The organism is Paenibacillus stellifer (assembly GCF_000758685.1).
In the GTDB taxonomy this organism is placed as follows: Bacteria; Bacillota; Bacilli; order Paenibacillales; family Paenibacillaceae; genus Paenibacillus_AQ; species Paenibacillus_AQ stellifer.
On sequence record NZ_CP009286.1, the window covers coordinates 2,250,472 to 2,271,257 of the forward strand.

Consider the following 20,786-nt stretch of genomic DNA (forward strand, 5'->3'; position numbering starts at 1 on the left):
AAATGCTGCACCGGATGAAGAAACTGCGCCTCAGCAGCATGTTGTAGGCGGATGATATACAACAAGGGCAAGGGGCTGTTCCAAATGCCATGATATGGCGGTTTGGGGCAGCTTCTTTTTTCCACATCATGGATTATTGGGTTACAGAAAAAGGAAAAGCTATGAGCTTGGCGAATAGTAGGGAAAGAGGAAGAAGGAAATATATAACCCGCTTATGCTTACTTACTGAAAGGACTCAAAGGAGGACCAAAATGGCTGTTATGGGACCGGTCATCGGTACGATCCTGGCAATTGCGCTAATTTTTATACTCGGACCGACCGCCGGAATCGTGCTTTTGTCCATAATGTTCGGCATGATATTAAGTATTTTTATGAGGCAGAAGGAAATCTATAATGATTTGGGGCTTATTAAAGAAAGACTGGAACAGGAACATAAATGAAAATACGAATAATCGGCGGTTGTGGCAGCGGCAAAATCTATATCGCTCAATTGATCTCTGCGAATCTGGGCATTCCCCATATCCAGACGGACAATCTGGTATGGAACAGAGTGAATAATACCAAATATCCCGTTGAAGAGCGGGCCCGGAAGCTGGCCGAAGTTCTTGGAATGGGTTGATCCAGGACTTGAGAACCGTCAAAAGGTTCATGACAACACGCCTGGGACTCGAAGACAGCAATTACAGGCAGCGGTTTAACAATCTTGTTGTAATGCTATTTAGCTGGAACCGGAATTATCGAAGAGAGGATATACAGCACATACTGGAGCTAACCTCCGGGTTAAGCCACAAAAGATATATCGTTAAGAGCAATAAAGAGATTTTGGACATCATTACACAGACATGCAAAAAGCGATTGTAGTCTATTATTGAATCATTAGTCAAAGCGCTATGTGCGGCGTCGGAAGAAATAAATGTGGTTTTTCGTTGGTCGTCCTGGAGCGTGAATAGGAGTGACTTATTTGGCAAAGGAATCAATTCCGATACTTCTTATATGTATATTGAATGTCATAACGGGTTGCGCTTCTTCTTCATCTGCTGTAAACGAACGAATTCAGGAATCGAAAGACTTGGTGGGCAATTCGACATCATTACCTCTATTTACTATTGATCGCTCCATAAACTCTTCATTGCCTGTTCTGAACTTTAAATTATACGGAACAACAACGGATGACAATTGGAACAATGTTGATAAAATCGTTGTTTCCAAGGCAGAAGGAAGCCATCAGGTTATGCAGGAAATAACTTTTGACGATACAACTACTCCGGATAAGGAGAGCTTTGGATTAGTTGTTGAAGATATGAATTTTGATGGATACAGCGATATCAGGATTCAAGCTGATACTCCGGCTGCTCCTAACATCCCTTATTATTATTGGTTATGGGACATCCAAAGCTCACAATTTGTTCGGAACACGGATCTAGAACAGATTACATCGCCTGAATTTGATAGCAAAAACAAAGTGATTACCTCTTTCGGCAGGTCAAGCGCTGCTGAACATTTCAGGGAAACATACAAGTATGTGAACGGTATTCCTACCTTGCTGAGAAGAATGACGGAAATTATTGATCCCGAAGCTCACCTTGTACACTATGTAGTTGAGGAGCGGGTGGACAATAGTGTTAAGGTTACCAAGAAATATGATGAATCACTCTGATTCTGAAAGAGGTGCAATATGGATCCTAATACACTGTTGAACGAGCCTCGTGACTTCCAGCCAAAGAACCTCATACCTGAAGTTTTGCAAGTTATCTTTTTCGAGGTTATTTACAGTGTGATACATGCCTTGCTGCTGGATGTCTTGTATATCCCGTTTATTCTGCTCTCGAAACGAGTGCGGTCCGTCTTTGCCTAGAAGTTCACATGAAGAACCCCGGCTGCGGGGCGCCCCATGTGATGATATGCGTGTGCGTTATCTCAGTTCCCCGTCATCCGGCTTGTCATACTTGTTCAGGTGGGACGTCAGCGCCTCCACCGCCTCTTGTGCATCGGATGCCCTGGGAACTTCTTTGACGGCATCATCCGTAACATCGTGACCGTTCAGACGGTCAGCTTCGGCTTCCTGGTGTTTGTCCGTTTTCATTTTCCTCTCGCTCCTTTCACTTATTCCGTGTACTGAATCTGTTCTTGCAGCGTATACAGCGGAACTTCACGTTCCGCCTGCCGATCATGGAGCGGATAAATACGCGCCGTCTCATTCTGTGCATCCACATGCTGAATATAGACCGGCGTCCCCTCACACAGAACGTTGGCCATAACGGGTGAGGATGCGATTTCTTTGGCTCTTTGAGCATTCATACGAAGGCAAACCTCCTTTCTGAAGCGGGGTCCGGTAATACTATGCGCGAGGCGGAAGCGGGTTATACGTGCCGAGCGCAGGTGGAGGAAGTCTTTTTATCCAATGCAAATGTGATAAGAATCTCTTAAATGAAGGGAGTTCATAACGATGACACTGCATGCGGAGGCTCTGGTTGAAGAATGGCTGATCCGGAACGGATATTTTTTGATGAGAGGGATCAAGGACAAGATGAACAGGCTCGGCTTTCTGGCGATTCGTAAAAATGAAGAAGGCTTCGAGCACATTCACTGTGAGGTTCAGGTAAGCACCAAGCCTACGGCGTATATCAGCAAGCTGAGCAGGGAGCAGATGGAGAAGCTGGAGGTAAAGTCGAAGACAAGCGCCAAGCTGAGAAGCTCGGAGCAGGTGAAGGACAGTGTGAAGGCGTGGGCGCAGATTACTTTTAAATCAGATAAAAAAGCGGCCATCCGAAATGCCATCCTGCCGGAGGTAAGTTGGGAGTACTGGCTCGTTCACGGGCATGTGAAAGATCCGAATGAACTTGTCTTCATGCAAAAAGAAGGCGTCAAGCTCATCCATATCCGGGATCTCGTCAAGGAGCTTGCGGGTGACCATACGCTGCACCATTTCTCGGCCGCATCCGCCGGAGAACTTATTGAACTGGTCAAGCTGCTGGACGAGCAGGGAAGCAATCTGATATAAAGGGAGATACATTCCCTGACGATGAACGGTCCATTGCAATAATGGTTTCGGGATTGATTCTTGGCGGGGCCATGGAGGATGATCTTATGAATGCATGGAGCGGGTAGTAAATCGAGAGCTTGTATTCGGAGCTGATGGAGGCCTGGAACAAGCGGGATGCGCAGCGAATGGCGGATTTCTTCGCGCCGGAGGGCGAAATGATCGGCTTTGACGGAAGTATTGCAGTCGGGCCGGAGGATATTTACGGGCATTTGAAGCCGGTGTTCGATCATCATCCGTTTCATGGAAGACCCGAGCTCGTAGAGCAAATGAGACAGGAATTGAGCGAGGTCTTGCAGCAGCGGCGATAATCCATTATGGGAAGTACGATAGTAGCAATTGGCAGCTTGGAAGCATGGTATGGACTGGATGAAATCCGGGATGAAGCCGTAACCTTTGCCGTTATACTAACCAGTATGCAAGGCGGAGAGAGCCGGGGCGATGCGCAGCCTGACGATTTGAATTTCGGTCGAAGGGATAGGAAAGATAATTGCTGCGGGGCGTTGCATGTATGTTTTATTACTTTTATAATAAGATATAGAAGAAGGGGGCGGCTGCAACCGTCCCCTGCAACAGCCGCTTTTAAGGGCGGTTGGCTCGTTAACGGTGGAAGTTAGGCTCCCTGGTCGTCAACCTTAAGGGGGCCAACTTCTTTTTTAAGTAGGTAAGCAAAGCGAGAATAAACATCCCGAACATTAACATTAAAGTTAACGTGTCTTTAACTTCCATGGCACCACCTCCTTTCGGAAAGTGGAGCTATGCCGCCCTTGCAAGCCAATCTGCTGCATTTAGAATTATACCATGTTTTTATATGAGCAGTCTCTTCGGAGACTGCTTTTTAGATGTCATAAAATTCCATAAATCAGGAGTTATATAGAAGTGAAAGCCCGGTCGCTGGAGGGACCACACCCGCTTGGCGTAGCTAGGACAAAGAAGACGCGTTCCATGCCCACCAGCTCATTCCGGCGGATATGGAGTGGCTGGATTTGACGCTGTACCCGGAGAGGACGAGAGCTGTAGAAAAGAATGATGGATACACGAACAAATGTTTGGTATAGTAAGGTCGAGACCTGCTCTTCGTGCATTGACGAAAGGGATCGATAACATCCAACTTTCCATAGGAAGAGGCGGATCACTGTGATACAATAATCAGGTCTGTTTTTTGGAAGTGATGAATTTATTCGATCGATGTTGCGAAATTAATAGACTGCGATTGTCATCAGGTAAAGGAGCTTATACCATGAATCCCTATCATATCCCCGAGAACGCGCTGATCACGGTGGCCGGAACCGTCGGCGTCGGCAAATCCACGCTTACGGCAGCTCTGGCGGAACGCCTTGGCTTTCGAACCTCGCTGGAGCAAGTTGAACATAATCCTTATCTCGAGAAATTTTACGACGACTTTGAACGCTGGGTCTTTCATTTGCAGATTTATTTTCTGGGCGAACGCTTCAAGGAGCAGAAGCGGATGTTCGAGCTAGGCGGCGGCTTTGTGCAGGACCGCTCCATCTATGAAGATACGGGCATTTTTGCCAAAATGCATGCGGATCAAGGCACGATGTCGGCTACGGATTATGCTACATACGCACAGCTGTATGAAGCTATGGTAATGACGCCTTATTTCCCCCATCCTCATGTGCTGATTTATCTGGAAGGCAGTCTGCCTGCTATCCTTAACCGGATTCAGGAACGGGGGCGCGAAATGGAGATTCACACGGATCGCTCCTATTGGGAGAACATGTATAACCGCTATTCCTCCTGGATCGAGACGTTTGATGCTTGTCCGGTTCTGAAGCTGAACATTGAGGAATACGACGTGCATGACCCTGCTTCGATGGATGATATTTTACGGCAAGTTAGCGAAAGTATCCGGGGCACGGCGGCAACGGTTTAGGCTGCTGCTCTGACCGGAAATCCTTGTACGCCGATCTTCGAGGGAGAGGCTGACTGAAGCAATATGGAATAAGCCGGGTGGCTGCGTTCGAAGCTAACCGGCTTATTTGCATTACCTGAATTACTAAGTCGGGGCCTTCGCATAGCACTTGAACAGGCTGCGAAGCGCAAAGCTCCACATAATGGGGTTGCGATGTGCTGCAACTTCCTGCGTTTTTTTGCGTCAGTATATATGGAAAATTTTATTCAATGGTAGAATAGGAGATTCGTTAAATGAAGCATTGGGGAAGATTGCTGCTGTGCGGAGCACTGCTGCTGGGAGGCGGCGCTGCCGCTGCACCGGGGAATGTCTCGGCGGCAGGTGGCGTAAGCATTGTGCTGGACGGGTATCCGCTGCCTTTTCCGGTGGAGCCTGCGGTCATGAACGGCACGACAATGGTTCCGTTCCGGGCGATTTCGGAAGCGCTCGGCATATCGGTGCAGTGGAACCAGAGCGCTAAGGTAATTACCGCGACAGGAAAGACCGGAGAGACGACGAAGATCGTGAAGCTTACAATCGGAAGCAAGACGGCGCAGGTGAACGGCACGGCGGTTAAGCTGGCGGTGGCGCCGCAGACGGTCCGAGGTACAACGATGATTCCGCTGAGCTTCTTCAGCCAGCAGTTCGGCGCGGCGGTGTCCTGGAATCAGGCGGCCAAGACGGTCTCGATTACCTCGCCTAAGGAAGAGCTGTACACGCTGGCGTTCTACGCCATCTCTTCATACAGTCAATATAACCTGCTGGGCGGGTTCGATGACGCCGCATTCGGCTGGAGCCGGATCGGCAAAGATGGCGAGTTCACGACAACGGGCGGTGACTTCTATTGGCCGCAGGCTGCCGGTGACGTTAGCCCGGAATCCATTGTGCAGAGCGCGTCCACAAGCGGCCAGACCCCTTACTTGATGGTCTATTCGAGTGACAGCAGTCTGGAACTGACCAAGAATCTGGAGGATGCCGCGCTTCAGGCGCGAACGATTGACAGTATCGTGAATACGGCGGCAGAGAAGGGCTTTAAAGGCATTATGCTGGATCTGGAAGGGCTTGGGTTGACCGGGGATAAAGCGAAAGCGCAGAGCGACTACAACGCCTTCGTCCGGAATCTGTCTGCGAAGGCCCGCGCACAGGGCCTGAAGCTTGGCATTGCCGTTCATCCGCTGAACAGCTCGTACGGCGGCTATGATTACAAGACGCTGGGGACACTGGCCGATGAGCTTGTCATCATGGCTTACGCATACGGTGATGAGAAATCACCGGAGCCGGCCGACAAGGTGGATGAAGCCATCCGGCTGGCGCTGAAGATGACGTCCAAGGACAAGCTGGTGCTCGGCATTTCGCTCCAGAGCGAGAATTCGTCATCGGTGAACACCAAGATCGGGCTGGCGAAGCGCTATGACCTGAAAGGCATCGCAGTGTGGCGGCTCGGACTGATTGCACAAGCGGCCTGGGACCAGATGAATGAATCCATTGAATTCGGCAATTAATCTGACTTTTGGCAAGTATCTATAACCATATATCAAAAGAACAACAGCCCTCCGGCTATTTATGCGGAGGGCTGTTGTCGGTTGTACGTGTCTCAGCAGGCAGGTGCACCCTGGATCAGGGATTACCAGGCTCCTTCGGTACTGACCGTAACCGCTCTGCTAGAAATTATAGCCCGTTTCCAGCAGCGACAGGGCTTCAGTCAGTATGTCCGGATAGCTCCGGTCATGCTGTTCGATAAAAAATTTCTGCGAAGCCATCGCGATGCCTACGAATGCCGCCGCGAGGCTGCGTACCCGAAGCTCATCCTTACTGCAGCCTTGGCGCTGGGCGATCACGCTGGCGACCATTTCTCCGGTTGTGATGATCTGCTGGATCATGGCGGCCTGCAGTTCGGGAATCTCGTACGATAACGACACCCGCTCCCAGATACCCACTACTTCATCTTCGGGAATCTGGTCGAAGCCGTCCTTGACCGCCCCTTTGAGAGCTTGAATGATGCTCAGCTCCGGAGGCTGCTTCAGAAAGCTCTCGATCAGCAGGGGATCATAATCATCTTCCAGTACAACCGCTTCTTTGGTGGAGAAGTAGCGGAAGAAAGTGCTGGGCGATATTTCGGAAGCTTCGGCGATTTGTTCCACGGTCGTAGCCTGATACCCCTGCTCGCGGAAGAGGCGCAGCGCATTCTCCTGAATGGTGGCTCTTGTCTTGAGTTTCTTTCGTTCCCGAAGTCCAGGCTTCGGACTGCTGTTATTCATGTCTGACAAATCCATCCCTCCACATAGGCCTACAAGGGGATTTCCGTTCCATACACTTACAGGAGGCAGTCTCCGGTTATGGTGACACAGGACTCCATTGGTATGGATGCTTCTCTTCAGTGTACCCTGATTTCGGCGGAAGGGACAAGCGCTTAAATCAGGAGGAGAGCTTTTGCGGCTCTGCAGCAGGCTCCGCCGTTTGGCGCGGCAGGAAGACAAGCGCCAGCAGGATGCCGGCCGCTGCAATGCCGGCGCAGATCCAGAGCATATGCTGCATGCCCTGGACGAAGGCGGATCGGACCATGCCCAGCAGGTCCGGCAAGTTCAACCGGCCGGCGACCGCAGCGCCGGCCGATGCGCTCTGGCGGACGGCCGACGCGGCTTCAACCGGGAGGCCGTCCAGCCGCAGGCCGCTGCGGTAGGCGGAGTTCAGCGCCGAGCCCAGCAGGGCGACGCCGACAGCTCCGCCGACCTGGCGCAGCGCCATGACCAGCGCTGAGCCGACGCCGCTGCGCTCGGCGGACAGCGCCCCGATCGCGAGATCCATCGAGATCGGCAGCGCGAAGCCGAGGCCCAAACCGGCGAGGGTGATCCATAAGGCGGCATAGCCATAAGTGCTGCCCGTGTCTGTGGCCGTGCCAAGGAGCAGAGCCGCCGCCATGACGGTGAAGCCAAGGGCAACAATGGTGCGCGAGTTCAGTTTCTTCAGGAGAAGATCGGAGTTCTTGGCGCCGACAAGCATTCCGCCGATCATCGGGAGCAGCCGCAGCCCGGTTCCCAAAGCGTCGGCTCCGTTAACGGCCTGAAAGTACTGCGGCATGACGAACAGCAGGCCGAATAAGGCGAACGACACGCAGGTGGCCAGAATGGTTCCCCAGGTGAAGCCGCGCGAATGGAAGAGCGACAGATCAATGAGCGGGTGCTCCGTCCGGCGCTCCCAGAGAACGAAGAAGATCAGAATAATGAGACCCGCCAGCAGGGTCGTGAGAGTGAGGGCATCTCCCAAGCCGTGCTCGCCCGCCCGGATAACACCGAAGGTTACGGCGGCCAGACCGATGCTGGATGATGCGACGCCTGCCACATCGAGCTTAAGGCGCAGCTCACTGCGTGATTCCGGCATGAGCAGCCCTACGGCAATCAGCGCGATCACAATAAGCGGAAGATTGATCAGGAAGACGGCCCCCCAGTTGTAATGATTCAGCAGCCATCCTCCAAGGATCGGGCCGAGCGGAATGCCGAGCATATTGGCCGAGGCCCAGACCATCATGGCTTTGGTCCGCTCGGGGCCTTCGAACAGTACGGGAAGCACGGACACGGATAGCGGGATGAGAAAGGCCGCACCCAATCCAAGCAAAGACCGCATAAAGATCAGCATACCGGTGGAGGCGGCATAAGCGCAGCCTGCCGATGCGCCGCCGAACAGGAGGAGGGCCAGCATCAGGAAGGTTTTGCGCCCGAACCGGTCGCCAAGCATGCCCGCAGGCAGCAGCATGGCAGCCAGCACCAGATTGTAGGAGTCCAGAATCCACTGGAGACGGCTGGTCGGAGCCTGCAGGTCCGTCGCCAGCGTCGGCAGAGCAACATTGAGAATGGTCATATCAAGACCGACCGCGAGCAATCCGAAGGTGAGTGAGAAGAGCACCCACCATTTCGATTTCAGGGAACGCGTCATTAGGTGAACCACCTTTCATAATCAAGGATACATTACATAATGGGATTTTATATAAAATGATAGTTACTGTCAAATTAAATATTGTGTCAAAATATTCGACAATCCGTTTCCTGAAAAGCAATCACTATCCTGAATGACAGTAACAAATGTCACAACCTTCGGAAGTCCAACCCGCTATAATCACTAAGGTTTGCCATTGACCTTTTTCATATATGTGGATATAAGCTATGCGCTTAGAAATGGCCTTGTAATTCTTGGTGAACACATGTTGTCCAAGGGACACCGCAAGGCGTCTATTCCTTGGGCTGTATTAACTCTCGGAGGGATTTCGATATCATGACTTACAAAGCATTGGAGCTGGTCAAACCGCAGGTCTGGGAGCTGGAGGGACTGGAGGTTGGCGTAACCTCGAACTGCAATTTCCGCTGCGATTACTGCTGCGCGTACAACCGGAATGACGGCCAGAGCCTGACTGGAAGCGAAATTATCACCATTCTGGAGGAGCTTCCGAAGCTGAAACGCGTTCGGCTGTCCGGTGGTGAAGTGACGCTGAAATATGAGGATTGTGTCGAGGTGGTATCCTACTGCGCCTCAAGAGGCATTTCGACTCAATTGAATTCCAACGCCAGCCTGCTGAACGAAGAGCGGATCGGAGGGCTGGCCAACGCCGGGCTGACGACGATCCATATTTCGTTCAATTTCACATCCGAAGAAGCGTTCTCCCGGTATTACAACATTCATCCAAGCATCTACCGCAAAATCTGCGAGAATATCGCCCTCTTCGCCCAGACGAACGTTGATACCGTTCTGGAGACACTGCTGTTCAGCGAGACGGAACGGAATATGCGGGAAATCAGCGACCATGTCTATGATTTGGGCGTGCGTACGCATGAAATTCAGAACAGCATTATTATGAATCACACCGGCTGGAAGTCGATCGCCGCCCGCGAAGGGCTCAAGGCTGCCGTGACGGACCTGATTGCGAACAAGCGGGAAGACACCATTCTGTACTTCACCTGCATGGACCGCTTCATGGAAGCGCTTGGCTTCCGGGAGCAGCCGGGGGTTTATTTCCCTCACTGCATCGAAGGCAAGACCCAGCTTCATCTGCACGGCAACGGCGATATTCTGATATCCGAGCTGTGCCATCCGGTAATTATCGGCAATATTTACAAAGGAACCTCACTGAAGGATATTTATAATCCGACGCCTGAGCCGCTGGCGGCATTTCTTGAGAAGCAGCCATGCCCGGCGCTGGATGCGCTGTTTCCGGAGGGGCTGCCGGTTACTTGACTGGGGCAATATTAAGAGTATATTAATCTCTCTCCTCCGGTAATGTTCATTAGGATCACTAAATAGCCTCATACTTAGGCCGTTTGTTTCGCGCAGAAAGCGTGAAGCGGACGGCCTTTTCGTATGGAGAGAGAGGGAGGAATTGGAAGGATTATTTCGGCAGAGAAAACATTCAATAAATCGTCTGCAAAAATTGTCGAAAATGATTCATTTTTGACGGAGAAAACCCGATAAAATCAGTAAAATCGATGGCGGGTCAGGGTTGCCAAACGCAGAGACTGCGCTTAAGGGGTGCTAAAGAATGAAAATTCGTACTAAGCTGTCAATCATGATTCTAGCTGTTACACTGCTGTCCACGCTGCTCATGGGCGGGTTCAGCTATATCAAATCAGCGGACTCGCTGGAGAATATGTCCGACGACTCCATGCTGTCACTGAACAAGAGCAGTGCCGAAACCATTAACGCCATGGTCGAAAAAGAACAAACCCGCATGGCCCAGTTCGCCGGCGAGTCCGACGTCAGGACACTGCTCAGTCAAGGCAAAAATGGAGGTGCGGCGGACGCGTCGATCCAGAAGGCTGTCACGGGCAGGCTGAAGGAAATCACCACAGAGGCCGGAAATCTTGAGCATGTCTTCGTGGTCAATTTGAAGGGTGATGATGTAGCGGACAGTGATGAAGCGCTGCTCGGCGCCAATTTCAGCGACAGAGCCTACACCAAGGCGGTGCTGGGGGCAGGTGAACCTTATATCAGCGAGACGTTGAAGTCCAAGTCGACAGGCGCATTTATACTGGCCTTCGCCCATCCTGTCAAGGTGGACGGCCAACTGGTCGGCTTCGTTGCATCCGCCGTTTTTGCGGACAGCCTGACAACGTATCTGGGCGACATCCACGCGGTTAACGGCTCTTCCAGCTACGCCTATATTGTGGATGATAAAGGCATACTGCTGTTTCATCCGACCAAGGAGAAAATCGGAGGGGCGGTCGAGAATGATAGCATAAAAGCTGTTGTGGCCCGTGTCCAGAAAGGTGAGAAGCCGGAGGATGCGATTGTCAGCTATGTCTTTAATGGTCTGGATAAAAAGGCAGCCTACACAGTTCTGCCGGATACGAAATGGACGCTTGTCCTGGCGGCGGATGTTGGAGAAGTTATGAAGCCGGTCAACGACATGACTACTTTTGTCGTCCTTTTGGGACTGGTCAGCCTTGTGGTGACCCTGCTGATCGGTCTGATCGTGTCCCAGCGGATTACGGCCCCGATTCTCAAGGTGACGGAGCTGATTAATAAGACGGCAGAGCTCGACCTGAAGTATGATGCAAGCTATGAGCATCTGCGCAAGAACAAGGACGAGACCGGAATCATCGCCAATGCGATGTTCCGAACGAGGGAAGCTCTCCGTGTAATGGCGGGCAGTCTGGTAAGCATATCGTCCAAGGTGCTGCACAATGCTGAGGAGCTGGAGCGGCTGGCGGTGGATGTCAGAGAGAACGCCCATGACAATGGAGCGACTACACAGGAGCTGTCAGCGGGAATGGAGGAGACAGCGGCTTCCACCGAGGAGATGACCGCGGCCATCCATGAAATCGACAGCAATGTCGGGGCGATTTCGGAGAAGGCGAAGTCAGGAGCGGCAGGAGCGGTTGAGATTGCAGACCGGGCGCTGTCGATGCGCGAAGAGACGCAGAAGTCGGCGGATCATGCGAAAGGGCTGTACACATCGGTCCGCGGCAAGATGGAACAAGCGATCGAAGACTCCGCACAGATTGAGCGGATCAACGAATTGGCGAAGACGATTATGGAGATTACCGCACAGACCAATCTGCTGTCGCTGAATGCGGGGATTGAAGCGGCCCGGGCGGGAGATGCGGGCAGAGGCTTCGCGGTCGTCGCAGGTGAAATCCGGAAGCTGGCCGAGAGATCGGCGCAGACGGCATCCGGCATCACGGAAATCGTGAGCGGCGTTCATACCTCGGTGGATCAGATGCGCGGAAGCTCAGAGGAGCTGCTGTCCTTCATCGACCAAAATGTGCTCACCGATTACGACAACTTCCTGGAGGTTAGCGAAAAATATACGGACGACGCCGAAATGGTCAGAAATCTGATGGAGGACTTCCAGAGCTCTGCCGGCCACCTGAGCGAGACAGTGTCCGCCATTACGATCGCCATTAACGAAGTGGCGGCGACGATCTCGGAAAGTGCGGCGGGCGTGCACGACATTGCGGAGCGTACATCTGATATCGTCGAGAAGACCTTCAAAGAGGCCGAAATGGCGGATGAAAATACGGTGAGCGCCAAAGAACTGCAGCGCCTGGTAGAGCAGTTCAAGCTGTAGAATGGATTAATAAGGGAGGCACCGGCAGCCGCTGGGGATGCCTCCCCGTTTTTTATGAGCAAATGAAATTATATCTTGCATTTCATTCGTAATGGGTGTATATTCTTAATTACGGTAATTGTTGCCGTGATTACATAATTTGCGGTCGTGGCGGAATTGGCAGACGCGCACGGTTCAGGTCCGTGTGGGCTAACCCCCCGTGGAGGTTCGAGTCCTCTCGACCGCACCACCTTAACAAAGAACAGGCTCTTGAATTTGTCCATGTGACGATTCAGGAGCTTTTTGCATAATGGGGATTTGCAAAGTGTTGCTCATGACCTGTGCCGACGAAATCTTGCACAACTATGGCGAAGATCGTGGAAACGAATTCGACGCATGCCGTGTTTTTGGAGAACGAGCGGAAAATGTTGCGTAACCTCTGGCTGATACGAAAGATATGCTTTTGAGAATCTGGGAGAAGGTAAAGGCTCAGGGAGCTTATTTGGAAATTATTCTCTTCGATACCAGTGATATGCAGCAGATGTTCTGGAAAAAAACGTTGAAAGCCGACGTCAAAATTGTGGAGATGGTCGCGCATATGATGAGCGCCGGCCTTATATGATCAAAAAGCTCATTGGCAAGTATTTCAAGCTCGATGCCGGGAAAATCGTAGTGACGACACCGTTGGTAGGCGGCGGTTACGGAGGTAAAGTACCGACGCAAATCGAGATCATCGCCTATTTGGCTTCCAAGGCGGTGAACGGCAAACCGGTAAAAGTATTTAACGAGCGCGAAGAAGATATGATAACTTCCCCGGTTCATATAGGCCTCGAAGCGACTGTCAAACTGGGATGTACAAAAGACGGCAAATTAAAAGCGGCCAAATTGTTTTATTTGTTCGATTCCGGAGCTTATTCCGATAAAGGAGCAACCATTAGCCGGGCGGCTGCGGTGAGCTGCACGGGTCCCTATTCCATCGAAAACGTATGGTGCGACTCTCTTTGCGTATATACCAATCATCCTTATGCCACCGCCTTTAGAGGGTTTGGGCATTCGGAGGTTTTATTCGCATTCGAGAGGACGATGGACATGCTAGCCGACAAGCTCGGGATGGATCCGTTGAAGTTACGGGAAATGAACGCCATTCTCCCCGGACATACGACTCCAACGCAAGTTTCTTTGAACACGAGTAATGTGGGAAACTTGCCCGAGTGCATTCGTAAGCTCAAATCCTTGATGAACTGGGAGGAAGGCAGGGTCATCCCTGTTAACGAGCGAAAGGTTCGAGCCAAAGGAATTTGTTGTATATGGAAAACATCGACAATCGATACAAACGCAAGCTCTAACGCGATTCTAACGTTTAATCCGGACGGCAGCGTGAACCTGCTGTCCGGCCTAGTCGAGATCGGAACGGGAACCAAAACGGTCCTCGCGCAGCTCGTCGCGGAGAAGCTGAAAATGGACGTTAGTCAAATCCATGTACGCATGGAAGTGGATACGCAGTCGATGCCGGAGCATTGGAAAACCGTTGCAAGCAGAGGCACTTATATGGCCGGCAAAGCTGTTCTGCAAGCTGCCGACGAGCTTATCCGCCAGCTCAAGGAGCTCGCTTCCCGTATACTGATTTGTTCACCCGATGATTTGGAGCTGGGATTCGGTGAAATTTACATGAAGGACGATCCGACCAAAACATGCAAAATCTCCGACATCGCTTACGGGTTTAAATATCCGAACGGCAACGCGATCGGCCGACAGATGATGGCCGCCGGGAGTTATATGTTCAAGCATATGACTCATCTGGACCGTGAGACCGGGGCCGGAAAACCGGGCCCGGAGTGGACGGTAGGAGCCCAGGGAATCGAGATCGAATACGATACGAGAGACTTTACCTACAAGATCATAAAAGCCTGCTCCGTCATCAATGTAGGAAAAGTATTGAATTTTAAAGCAGCCGTCGGGCAAGTCATGGGCGCTATGAGCATGGGGCTGGGATTTGCGGGGAGGGAGACTTTTTTATTTGATCGGAACGGCAAAGTGCTGAATCCTCAGCTTCGAAATTATGTCCCTCTGCGGTACGGCGAGCACCCGGAGTATATCGTCGAATTTGTGGAAACTCCGCATGTGGACGCCCCGCATGGAGCACGAGGCATAGGCGAGCACGGCTTGATCGGCATGCCTGCCGCTCTTGCTAACAGCCTGTCTGTCGCTGCAGGAGTACAACTGAATCAACTCCCCCTTGTTCCGGAGCTGATCTGGAATACCAAACAACCTGGAGGAATGTGATGATTCCGTTTGATTTTTCGTACTATAAATCAACAACACCAGAGGATGCCGTGGAGATGTACCGGGTTTTGCAGGATCAAGGGAAACAACCGTACTATTACGCAGGCGGTACCGAGCTGATCACATTGGGGAGAATACGTGAAGTCTATACGGAAGCGGTCATCGATATTAAAGGGATCGTAGAATGTCAATCGCTCGAGCTGGGAAAGGACCGGCTGACGGCCGGGGCGGCGGTATCTCTTGCGCGGCTCCAGGAGTCTCAATACTTCCCGCTGCTGGGACATGTCATTAGCGAGATCGCCGATCATACAGCGCGCAACAAAATCACGATCGGAGGCAACCTTTTCGGTCATATTTATTATCGGGAAGCTGCCCTGCCGCTGCTTATTACGGATACGGACGTCGTGATCGCCGGCAGAAACGGGAGAAGGCGCGCTCCGCTGCACTCCATATTTGACGAGCGCCCCGTGCTGGAGAAGGGGGAGCTGATGATCCAGTTGACCATCGCCTCCGGCGATCTCAGCCTCCCCGGCTTCACGGTGAAAAAAAGGAGACAGTGGGATATCGGATATCCGTTGATTACCGTAGCGTCTGTCAAAAAGAACGGGAAAATCCGGGTATCGGTCAGCGGTTTATGCCCCTTCCCATTTCGCGATGAACGAATCGAGGACTGCTTGAACGATACGGAACTTGGTTTTTCGGACCGAATCGAACAAGCGATGCGGCATCTGCCGGGGCCTGTCCTGAACGATGTGGAGGGATCCCGGGAATACCGGATCTTCGTGTTGAAAAATACCCTGCTGGACGTATTACATGAGCTGGAAGGAAAATCCGATGCACCAGGTTGAAGTAAACTTGCTATCAATGGCGAAATCCGGCCGATCATTGTCAGAAACGCCGATACATTGCTATATATTCTTCGCGAGAAGTTAGGCTTGACCGGAGCCAAGCCGGGCTGTCTGAACGGAGATTGCGGAGCCTGCACGATTCATGTGGATGGAGCCCCGATGAAATCTTGCCTGATGTTGGCGGTCGAAGCGGAAGGTTGTACAATTACAACTGTGGAGGGTTTAAACTATACGGCATTGCAAGCTCAATTCGTCGATAAATTTGCATTTCAGTGCGGATATTGTACGCCCGGTTTCATTATGAATGCCGACGCGTTAATTGCCAAACATCCCGATGCCGAAGATAAAGTCATCACGGAATGGCTTGATTCGAACATATGCCGCTGTACGGGGTACAAGGAAATTGAGGAAGCGGTAAAAACAGCGATGGCGATTGCCCGCTCGGCTTCGAATGCTTCACAATCGCTGTAAAGCCTTCCCCGAGAAGACTTCATCCATTTCCGTCTGTAATCTCGTCGTTATATCGTGCTGTTCCACAGAGGTTAATGTATCCTTGATATAGCCGAACAAATAGTTGTCCAAATCGAAAGATTTCAGCCGGCATCGGGTATGAAACATGAGGTGCTCAACGATATTTACATCGGTCATGGTACAGTTGTAGAAGATGATCCGATATATACTGCCTGATGGAGCTGATAATATGACTTTTATCCAGTTGCATAACAACCGATTCGGGAACAAGCCCGGAAGAGTCATTTCCAGTTACGAAGGCACTTCAATAACCGGTCCTTCGGAAACAAGCATCGTCACGCTAGCTCCTTGAGGTACGTAGTCTTGCTTTGCAATGTTCACTACTTTCGCACCAATGATATCGGATACCGTCCGTAAAATGTTCGTCAGACGTTCAGCATTGTACTGCTCGTCGATATATCCGATATAAGTTTCACGCTCGGCCCGGGTTTTCGTGTAACAGATGTCGTACATCTTGAAACTTAGCGATTTGGTTAGATTGTTAAAGCTCTGTAATTGGATAAATTGGATAAATTGGATAACCATTCTAATCTACTCCTTATTTGAAATCAATGAAGCATTGGTGGAACTGGGCCATGGGAGTGAAGTGAGATATGCAATTCGAGCTGATCGTTAATCGAAGCAAAAAAGATATCCTTCACGCTTGCCCCCTTTGCCTTTAGCTGAGTTTCAAGCCACTGCATGTCTTTTTTCATATAGGCAAGCACCTCTTTTAATACATTTCCATCCACGATTAACGGATAGGCCAGTCCGCTGTAGCTTTTCGCCACGCCCAGATCTTCCGCAGTTACGGCTGTCTTTGACGCTTTTTTGTACAAGGTCAATTTCCCGTTCGCTTCGAGAACGGCAAGCTCAACCTCATCCAGATTAAATACGTCTTTTTCCCGAATCATCTGAATAACGTTGTCGACCGAATATCGAACCTTTTGAAGGTTTCGTTTGATGATATGACCCTGATGGACGACAACGGTCGGTTCGAACGTAATCCACTTTCCGAATGTCCTCCATTTGATAGCTAGAGTGGAAACGGCGCGCTGCAAGAGGCCAATTACTACGATGGCATAAGCTGTATGCAGATGCTCGATTTTCGGATCGGCAATATCTGCCCCCACTACGGCACCCAACGCGAGAATGACAAGAAAATCGAACACCGGTAATTCGCCGATGGAACGTTTCCCCATATACAAGGCGATCAGTAACAAGAGAGGGAATATCGTGGCGATTCGTCCTGTTACAAGCAGAAGTTCTTTTACTGTCTCCAATAACATCCCTGCCTCCCTGGTTATCGTATGAGCTTCCTATCTCATCCACATGGCAAAGAAAGACCTACGACTCACTAGAAATTCTTACTGCAATTTGGGGTCGATTGGGGTCGCATGGTGGTTTGTTTTTGATTCCTGAAATAAGCTACTCTGTTCCATTGCTATTCCTGATTTTAAATCAAGTATGCGCTCCAATTCTCCAATCGTTACAGGCTTGGCATGCCGCATTAACTCGTAACCCATCTGACCATTGGGTTCCAGTGTAGCGAATTTGACATCGCTCAAATTAGAAATTCCATTTTGCCGGAGCCGCATTTCTAACATATCCACTGTGATTCGAAGGGAACGTAAATTTTTAGGTATGATTTGTCCATTTTCGATGATGATTTTAGAACGACCGCTCATGAGATTCTCTAACCAATCAAATTTCAGTTGCAAATATTCAATGATTAGCAGAGAGACAATAAAGATCGCAGCGGAGCCAATTGCTTTCCAAAGCTCATTGTTGGCAATCGGTTGAACAATGGTTGTACCGATTGAGATCATGATTACAGTTGTAGCGACGCTCATTTGAGAAATTGATTTTCTCCCCGAAACACGAAGAAGTATCATTCCGGCAATGACCAAGAAGGCTGATTTCCAAATCCAAGCCAAATCCAAGCCATATCCATTTAGTAACCTCCCTATTTAGAATATCCAGAATTAGGGTAAGTACTTTTGTCCGGATTTATTCATCCTAATATTAATAACGAGAGCCCAATAAATGGTCGAGCCTGCCGGATAGTTGGTAGCCAACTAAACTGGGCACGAAAAAACAAAAAACAAAATCAGTCTGCCGCTGGTACCGTCACTTTGTAAAAAACCTCCAGATGGAGGGCTTTTACATCTTAGTGCGCCTGGCATGGGCGTCATCTCTAGGGTGAAAGTCCCGAAAGGGGGCCGGCGAGCGCCTAGCGTTAGCCAAAAGCAAGGGCGTCCGTCGCGAGGCGGAGTCGGGAGGAAGCTGGAGGCAAACGCTCGACCCAAGGTACACGAACCTAATTGAGGCTGTATGAGCCGGATGAGTCTGCCAAACAAGACGAAGTTCCCAAGCCGCCAAGGGCTCATACAGTACGGTGTCCGTGCTTCCGGCTGAAGAGGAGACGGCTGTGGAACGAGGCTAGGCGGACCAGCCACTGGACGTGGCCAAGCTCATCGCCGCCACCACGCTGCCGGACATATCGCCGCCTGTAGCGGGCCTTTGTATGCGTCGCATCGACAATGAGAGCACTCTTTTCAAGATCCCTTGCTGGAGGGCCAGCTCAACCGACTTGCCGATAAGCAAATCCAGCACATTCAGATCTTTCAGCCGAAGTTTGCGGAACTTGGTGAGCGAAGAGGGATCGATGACCGGCTCTCCGGCGCCATCTTAAGCAAGTACTTGAAGGACATGTCTTGCGTGAGCACTCAACGATGTCCACATCCGACAGATCGAAAATGGCTTTCAGAAGCAAATATTTGAACATTCGCACCGGAAATCACCGCTTGAAATCTTACATGGTCAACCCGTGCATGATAGTTTATATTATTAACAATAAAGCTTCAGACACGGGGGTAGAAAGTAATGCAGCTGAAAGACATTCAGGTGACGATCCAGCAGATCGGTGTCGCGATTTCATCCGTTTTAAAACTGGAAGTGGAAATAGCCGATCACGAGCTGTATCGCATTGCAGGAACGGGGGCCGTCAAGTCAGGTATCTGGCAAAAAATGAGCAACGAGGATTTCGTTTACAGGGAATGCTTAAATACGGGCAAGCCGGTCATTGTCGATCGTCCGGGTTATCACAAGCTATGCGGTCCTTGCATGCATTACCGGAACTGTAAGGAGCACGGTGAGGTGTGCTGCCCAATATTGCTGGACGGGAGAGTGCTAGGCGTTATCGGCTTAATCGCTTTCACGAACGAACAACGCGACCGGCTGTTTACCGATCTTGAGGCAAAAATCGAGTTTTTGGATAAAATGGCGGAGCTAATTGCCACTAAGATGAAGGAAACGGAGCTGCTGGAGGAGCAGCTGTTGGCCGAACGGAAAATGTCTACGCTGATCGGTTACATTGACAATGGCGTCATACTGATCGACCCCGCAGGCGAATGCACGTATTTGAATCAGGCAGCGAGCAGGCTGCTGGAACTTCCGGACGGGCAATTGCCGGACATATCCGTCGTCGAGCAATGCCTCACTCCTTTTATCAGGGACGAAACGGCGTCCAGGATGAAGCGGATTACGGATTCATCAGAATCCGATGGGAAGCTTGCGGTCGTGAAGACCGGAGGGAAATATATTCATCTGTTTTTGACCTACCATCCTTTTCATGAAGGGGGCGAAGGCCAGCAGGACGGCGTACTCGTCATCGCGGATCCGAAGCGAATGGCCGACGTGGCTATGAAATATTCGGAAGAAAGCCATAAAGGCTTCGATACGATTATCGGGAATCATCCGCTGATCGAGTCGCTGAAGGACTTGCTGCGCAAAACGGCCAATAGCTACTCCCCGATTTTGCTTCAAGGGGAAAACGGCACGGGAAAGGAATTTATAGCGGAATCGATCCATCGCTACAGCAAACGGAAGGATGCGCCATATCTCACTGTTAACTGCGCCGTGCTGACCGAAAAGGTACTGCATCACCGGTTGTTCGGCGACGAGTTGCAAAATGGCATCGTGGCCGAAGCCAACGGAGGTGTCCTGTTTCTGGACGATATTCACGAAATGCCGATGTCGATCCAGCTCAAGCTACTGCATCTGCTGGAGGAGAAGGTCTTGTGGCTGTCAGGGAACGCAAAGCCGGCGCCGCTTAACGTGCGCCTGATCGCGGCGACCGACAAAGAGCTGGACAAGCTCGTCGGCAAAGGCTTGTTTCGCCGGGACCTTTATTACAAGATTAGCGTCATCCCGATTGATGTGCCTCCGCTGCGCGCCAGAAAGCAGGATATTTTGTTGCTGGCGAACCATTTCCTCCAGGAACACAGCCAGGCTAACCGCAAGCATATCCGCACGCTTAGCGAGGACGTAAAAGCGATTTTGCTGTCCTACCACTGGCCGGGCAATATACGCGAGCTGTCGAACATTATAGAATACGCGGTTAACTTTTCGAACGCGACGACGATCGGGAAAGAGCATTTGCCGGCTTCGATGCGCAACATTGAGCTGACAACAGGCGCCGTTCAACCGACTGACTTTACTTATAATTTGCGTACTCTGGAGCGGGATACGATTCAGCGTGCGCTGGCCAACGTTCAGGAGCGTGGAGAGCCAAAGGAGAACGCGGCCAAGTGGCTCGGGATCAGCCGGGCGACTTTATTCCGCAAGCTTCAGCAGTATGATCTGAATGGCTAGGCG

The 20,786-nt window shown here is 51.0% G+C and carries 19 protein-coding genes, 1 tRNA gene and 3 pseudogenes; 14 read left to right on the plus strand and 9 right to left on the minus strand.

The window, feature by feature from the left end; all coding sequences use genetic code 11:
- Positions 1-128 precede the first annotated feature (128 nt).
- The 3 genes from PSTEL_RS27590 to PSTEL_RS27595 all read left to right on the plus strand — a co-directional run bounded on the left by PSTEL_RS27590 (position 129) and on the right by PSTEL_RS27595 (position 1,657).
- Entirely contained in the window at positions 129-440 is a 312-nt protein-coding gene (locus PSTEL_RS27590; RefSeq protein ID WP_156995840.1) for a hypothetical protein, read from the plus strand.
- A complete protein-coding gene (locus PSTEL_RS28400) occupies positions 437-619 on the plus strand; it encodes a P-loop NTPase family protein (RefSeq protein ID WP_038695024.1) in 183 nt (60 codons plus the stop codon). Before PSTEL_RS27590 ends, PSTEL_RS28400 begins: the two co-directional genes overlap by 4 nt.
- A 342-nt stretch (positions 620-961) precedes the next feature.
- Positions 962-1,657 (plus strand): XAC2610-related protein, encoded by a 696-nt coding sequence (locus tag PSTEL_RS27595; protein ID WP_156995841.1) that lies wholly within the window; start codon positions 962-964, stop codon positions 1,655-1,657.
- 255 nt (positions 1,658-1,912) lie between these two features.
- Here PSTEL_RS27595 and PSTEL_RS27895 read toward each other — a convergent pair whose 3' ends face one another.
- Together PSTEL_RS27895 and PSTEL_RS10135 are read right to left on the minus strand one after the other, a co-directional pair.
- The gene (locus PSTEL_RS27895) at positions 1,913-2,083 is read right to left on the minus strand and encodes a hypothetical protein (RefSeq protein ID WP_169744562.1); all 171 of its coding nucleotides are present in this window, start codon (positions 2,081-2,083) and stop codon (positions 1,913-1,915) included.
- A 20-nt stretch (positions 2,084-2,103) separates the two neighbouring features.
- Complete coding sequence (locus PSTEL_RS10135; RefSeq protein WP_038695030.1) at positions 2,104-2,298, minus strand: H-type small acid-soluble spore protein; 195 nt, start codon at positions 2,296-2,298, stop codon at positions 2,104-2,106.
- A gap of 148 nt (positions 2,299-2,446) precedes the next feature.
- On the opposite strand from PSTEL_RS10135, the gene PSTEL_RS10140 reads away from it, so the two are divergent.
- The gene (locus tag PSTEL_RS10140; RefSeq protein WP_038695032.1) at positions 2,447-3,001 is read left to right on the plus strand and encodes a hypothetical protein; all 555 of its coding nucleotides are present in this window, start codon (positions 2,447-2,449) and stop codon (positions 2,999-3,001) included.
- A 119-nt stretch (positions 3,002-3,120) separates the two neighbouring features.
- The gene (locus tag PSTEL_RS10145; protein ID WP_052098343.1) at positions 3,121-3,351 is read left to right on the plus strand and encodes an SgcJ/EcaC family oxidoreductase; all 231 of its coding nucleotides are present in this window, start codon (positions 3,121-3,123) and stop codon (positions 3,349-3,351) included.
- Positions 3,352-3,640: 289 nt separating this feature from the next.
- Here the strand turns inward: PSTEL_RS10145 and PSTEL_RS28405 are convergent, their stop codons facing one another.
- On the minus strand, positions 3,641-3,769 hold the full coding sequence (locus PSTEL_RS28405) for a putative holin-like toxin (protein WP_156995842.1): 129 nt from the start codon (positions 3,767-3,769) through the stop codon (positions 3,641-3,643).
- A 511-nt stretch (positions 3,770-4,280) separates the two neighbouring features.
- On the opposite strand from PSTEL_RS28405, the gene PSTEL_RS10150 reads away from it, so the two are divergent.
- Complete coding sequence (locus PSTEL_RS10150; RefSeq protein ID WP_038695034.1) at positions 4,281-4,934, plus strand: deoxynucleoside kinase; 654 nt, start codon at positions 4,281-4,283, stop codon at positions 4,932-4,934.
- Positions 4,935-5,206: 272 nt separating this feature from the next.
- A complete protein-coding gene (locus PSTEL_RS10155) occupies positions 5,207-6,454 on the plus strand; it encodes a stalk domain-containing protein (RefSeq protein WP_038695036.1) in 1,248 nt (415 codons plus the stop codon).
- Between the two features lie 159 nt (positions 6,455-6,613).
- Here PSTEL_RS10155 and PSTEL_RS10160 read toward each other — a convergent pair whose 3' ends face one another.
- Positions 6,614-7,210 carry an acyl-CoA-like ligand-binding transcription factor gene (locus tag PSTEL_RS10160; RefSeq protein WP_038700587.1) on the minus strand — a complete coding sequence of 199 codons (597 nt, stop codon included), beginning with the start codon at positions 7,208-7,210 and terminating at the stop codon, positions 6,614-6,616.
- Positions 7,211-7,367: 157 nt separating this feature from the next.
- Positions 7,368-8,882, minus strand: coding sequence for an MFS transporter (locus tag PSTEL_RS10165; protein ID WP_038695038.1), 1,515 nt, complete (start codon positions 8,880-8,882; stop codon positions 7,368-7,370).
- Between the two features lie 336 nt (positions 8,883-9,218).
- Here PSTEL_RS10165 and PSTEL_RS10170 point away from each other — a divergent pair, with 336 nt between their 5' ends.
- The 6 genes and pseudogenes from PSTEL_RS10170 to PSTEL_RS10195 all read left to right on the plus strand — a co-directional run bounded on the left by PSTEL_RS10170 (position 9,219) and on the right by PSTEL_RS10195 (position 16,088).
- A complete protein-coding gene (locus PSTEL_RS10170) occupies positions 9,219-10,175 on the plus strand; it encodes a radical SAM protein (RefSeq protein ID WP_038695040.1) in 957 nt (318 codons plus the stop codon).
- Positions 10,176-10,476: 301 nt separating this feature from the next.
- Entirely contained in the window at positions 10,477-12,507 is a 2,031-nt protein-coding gene (locus PSTEL_RS10175) for a methyl-accepting chemotaxis protein (RefSeq protein ID WP_038695042.1), read from the plus strand.
- Positions 12,508-12,648: 141 nt separating this feature from the next.
- Positions 12,649-12,736 (plus strand) — tRNA-Leu (locus tag PSTEL_RS10180).
- Between the two features lie 362 nt (positions 12,737-13,098).
- A pseudogene (locus PSTEL_RS10185) lies at positions 13,099-14,769 on the plus strand (xanthine dehydrogenase family protein molybdopterin-binding subunit); the annotation flags it as partial.
- Complete coding sequence (locus tag PSTEL_RS10190) at positions 14,769-15,617, plus strand: FAD binding domain-containing protein (RefSeq protein ID WP_038695044.1); 849 nt, start codon at positions 14,769-14,771, stop codon at positions 15,615-15,617. The pseudogene PSTEL_RS10185 and the gene PSTEL_RS10190, both read left to right, overlap by 1 nt.
- Positions 15,618-15,629: 12 nt before the next feature.
- A complete protein-coding gene (locus PSTEL_RS10195) occupies positions 15,630-16,088 on the plus strand; it encodes a (2Fe-2S)-binding protein (RefSeq protein WP_052098345.1) in 459 nt (152 codons plus the stop codon).
- On the opposite strand, the pseudogene PSTEL_RS28075 reads toward PSTEL_RS10195, so the two are convergent.
- The 4 genes and pseudogenes from PSTEL_RS28075 to PSTEL_RS26910 all read right to left on the minus strand — a co-directional run.
- Positions 16,074-16,673, minus strand: a pseudogene (locus tag PSTEL_RS28075) (hypothetical protein). The gene PSTEL_RS10195 and the pseudogene PSTEL_RS28075 overlap by 15 nt on opposite strands.
- A 23-nt stretch (positions 16,674-16,696) precedes the next feature.
- Positions 16,697-17,410 carry a DUF421 domain-containing protein gene (locus tag PSTEL_RS10205; RefSeq protein WP_038700593.1) on the minus strand — a complete coding sequence of 238 codons (714 nt, stop codon included), beginning with the start codon at positions 17,408-17,410 and terminating at the stop codon, positions 16,697-16,699.
- Positions 17,411-17,494: 84 nt separating this feature from the next.
- A complete protein-coding gene (locus tag PSTEL_RS10210; RefSeq protein WP_245625122.1) occupies positions 17,495-18,070 on the minus strand; it encodes a DUF421 domain-containing protein in 576 nt (191 codons plus the stop codon).
- A gap of 560 nt (positions 18,071-18,630) precedes the next feature.
- A pseudogene (locus tag PSTEL_RS26910) lies at positions 18,631-18,924 on the minus strand (transposase); the annotation flags it as partial.
- A gap of 89 nt (positions 18,925-19,013) precedes the next feature.
- On the opposite strand from PSTEL_RS26910, the gene PSTEL_RS10215 reads away from it, so the two are divergent.
- A complete protein-coding gene (locus tag PSTEL_RS10215; protein ID WP_038695047.1) occupies positions 19,014-20,783 on the plus strand; it encodes a sigma 54-interacting transcriptional regulator in 1,770 nt (589 codons plus the stop codon).
- Positions 20,784-20,786 lie beyond the last annotated feature (3 nt).